The sequence below is a fragment of the Aeromonas sp. HMWF017 genome, assembly GCF_003061465.1.
Taxonomy (GTDB): domain Bacteria; phylum Pseudomonadota; class Gammaproteobacteria; order Enterobacterales; family Aeromonadaceae; genus Aeromonas; species Aeromonas veronii.
The window spans coordinates 1-3,053 of sequence record NZ_QAJD01000085.1 but is presented as its reverse complement, the minus strand read 5'-3'; the positions used below and the strand labels follow the sequence as shown (position 1 = coordinate 3,053).

Below are 3,053 nucleotides of genomic sequence, written 5' to 3'. Positions count from 1 at the left end.
CGGCGGGATCACATTGCCAGTTCTGATCCAGATCGGCGCACAGGGTACCGGCAGTCGGCAGGGCGACATCGACCCGGTAGTCCGGGATCGCCAGTGGTGCGTTATCTTCCCCGCCGCCACAGGCGCTGAGCAGGGCTGAGAGGGTTGCAATAACCAGTACGGATGGTTTCACTTCACATTCCTTGATTCGGTCACAGGTTCACGGGGGCGGTAACCCCCGTGGTACAGGGTTCAACGGCGCGGGGTGCTCCGGCGCCAGAGGCGGGGCCACAGGGCCAGCAACAGGGGAGAAGTCGTGCCGCCACCCCCTTCATCCTGCTCAAGGGGGATGATGCCGGTGTTGGGCAGGGCTTCATCTTTGTCGCAGCGGGCGCCGACTTGCTGGGCGACACGCCAGTTGCGCACCTGACCGGTGTCACCGGCGCTGGTGTCGTTGATCTCCAGCAGCCAGCGGCCAGCGAGCGGTTCGCCGTGCAGCTTATCGAGTGTTTCGAACGGTACCAGTTCACGGGGGAATTCCCCTTTGAGCCGGGTATGGCTGGCGTAACCCTTGTTCCACAGGCTGATCCGGGTGCCGTAAGGGGAGGTGAGCCAGATCTCCAGCTGATCCAGTTTGCTGTGCTCCAGATCGAGGGCGACCACGAATCCGCTGTCGATACGGGCCTTGCTCTCGGGCAGGGTGAGAGTGAAGCGGGACAGGCCGTGCCGTTCATCGCTCACCGCATCCTTGATCTGGCCACCCTGGCCGATGGCCCGCTGCCAGAGCGGTTCACCGATCGGCAGTTGCAGGTCAAGGCGGGTCTGGCGCTCGGTGGGGCTGGGCAGGGTGAGCTGGAACTGCAGCGGCAAGGTGACTGCCTCGCCACAGGTCAGGTTGCTCGCTGCTTCCAGCGGCAGGGTCCAGCGGGCGGTGCCATCGGCGTTGAGCTCTCCCTGCCAGTGACCGTCACCCATGAGCCCCTTGGTCGGGAGCAGGCTGGCGTCGGCCACGGTCAGGGGCCGGCCGCTCTGGTTGGTCAATTCGATGGCGAGGCTCTTTTTCTCCCCGGGCAACAGGTAGCTGTCATCGGCAAGGCGGGCTGCGATGGGAGTGGGCAGCAGGGCGTGGTGGCGGAAGGCCTGCTCCAGCAGCTTGCCATAACTGCGATCCGGATAGAGGCGGTTGGCGGTATCCACGGTGACCCGCGCCAGCTGGGGCATCCGCACCTGCGGGCCGAGGCCGAAGTGGGATTCAATCAGCAGGGTATCGAACTCGTCACGGGCTGCCTCGCCATACTGTTCAACGGCCTGGCGCAGCGCGGTGAAGAGCGGGGTGCCCCACAGCTGGTCGCCGTTGCTGCCGTTGATAGTGAGGTGAGCCGGATAGAGGAAGCCCGGATGATAGCGCGCCCGCAGATCATCGAGCTGACGGGGCGTCCGGCCGCTGATCCTGGCATCCCAGTTGAAGACCATGAAAGGCTCGAACTGGCGAGCCTCTGGACTACGCTGGCGCCAGCTGGCGGCCAGATAGTCGCTAAAGCCCTCGCCGATGGCGCCCCAGTCACCCTCTTCTCCCATGTCGGGCAGGATATGGTGCTGCACCGCATGGCCAAACTCGTGCCAGATCACCATGGGATCTTCCGCATCGGGCACCCCTATCCGGCCAATTTCCAACCGGCGCAGGAAGGGGTCATAGAGAGAGTTGTCCTGCTCCCCGGCATCGGTATCGATGGCCAGGGGGCCGCCCATCAGCGTCGGGTAGCCCAGGGATTCCACATGGCGCTGGGCCAGATCCAGATGGTAGTAGCCATTGATATCGAGGAAGGCGGGCTGCTGGTGATCCAGCTGGAAGCCATCGGCATCAGGGCTGCTAAAGGGGGCAGTTTCCGGCGCCGTGCCATCCACGACCCGGGCGCGTGGGCCACTCAGCTGGTAGGTGTCATCCACCTTTTGTACCGTGAGCGGCACGGTGCGATAGGCCCCGTTATCCAGCACCAGATCGTGGCGCCACAGCAGGTTGCCATCTTGCAGCTGGGTGCGTGGGTCGAGGGCAAAGATGCGGGCCTGCACCGTGGCCGCTTCCCCTGCCAGCGGGACCGCTTCGGCACGGGTGTTGGCCTCTTGCAGCGTGCGCCCCAGCAGGGCGCTGCCATCGCAAGTGACAAACAGTTGCCAGTGGCTGCTCTTGCTGTTGCCCGGCTGGCTTTCCACCGCCAGCAGACGCCAGGCCGCAGTCAGGGTGTCGCCATCCTGCCAGTACCAGGGCTGGGCTTCGTCACTGCCAGCGAATTGCCACACCGTACTATCCAGCGTGGCGGTATAGGCATCCACCCCGGCGCGGCTTGCCTCATCACATGGCGTCGCCTGTGCCTGCATCAGTCGGGTATTGTGATAAAGGCGCCACGGACGACCCTGCTCATCGAGACTGACGGCGGCCATGAGACCGGCGATCGGTGCGCCATTGAGCTGCTGGCGATAGTGCAGATAGTGGCCCAGCTTGCCTTGACGCTGATAGGCCGGGGCATCACTCAGGGTGACGTCGAGTTGTTGTTCGAGCCAGAGGCGGGGATCGGCCGGGGCGTCCTGTTCGACAAAACGCAGTTCGGCGGCCTGAGTGGCAAAGCCAGCCAGCCCCAGCAAGAGGGCGGGCAACAGGGGTTTCATAGTGGTACTCCCAATCAGTGGCAGGGTCATTGATTGATCCCCGCCAGATGCAACAAGAAGGCAAATTCACGAGCCCGATCGCCACCACCGGCGCGGTGGCCTCCCTCCAGTTCGGTCAGCAGCAGGTAGGGGCCGGAGCCCGTACTGTGCTCCCGCAGGCGGGCCAGCCACTTGACCGGCTCCCAGTAGGGCACCTGGCTGTCGTGCAGGGCGGTAGTGACCAGCAGGGGCGGGTAGGGGGCGCGGTGCAGGTTGTCGTAGGGGCTGATGCGACGCATCGCCTGATACTCTGCGGGCTTGGCCGGATTGCCCCACTCCTGATACTCCTGACGGGTCAAGGGGAGGGCAGGATCGCTCATGGTGCCGAGCATATCGACGAAGGGAACCTGCAACACGGCGCCGCTAAAGAG

The 3,053-nt window shown here is 64.6% G+C and carries 2 protein-coding genes; both read right to left on the bottom strand.

What is annotated here, in order from left to right; genetic code table 11:
- Positions 1–231: 231 nt before the first annotated feature.
- A complete protein-coding gene (locus DBR30_RS08005; RefSeq protein ID WP_108588285.1) occupies positions 232–2,673 on the bottom strand; it encodes a proprotein convertase P-domain-containing protein in 2,442 nt (813 codons plus the stop codon).
- The coding region (locus tag DBR30_RS08000) for a prolyl oligopeptidase family serine peptidase (protein WP_146181369.1) at positions 2,670–3,053 on the bottom strand (384 nt) is incomplete at its 5' end. The genes DBR30_RS08005 and DBR30_RS08000, both read right to left, overlap by 4 nt.

Excerpts from the sequence above, each read along its gene's own strand:
- DBR30_RS08005 (WP_108588285.1), bottom strand. The coding sequence starts at position 2,673 with ATGACCCTGCCACTGATTGGGAGTACCACTATGAAACCCCTGTTGCCC.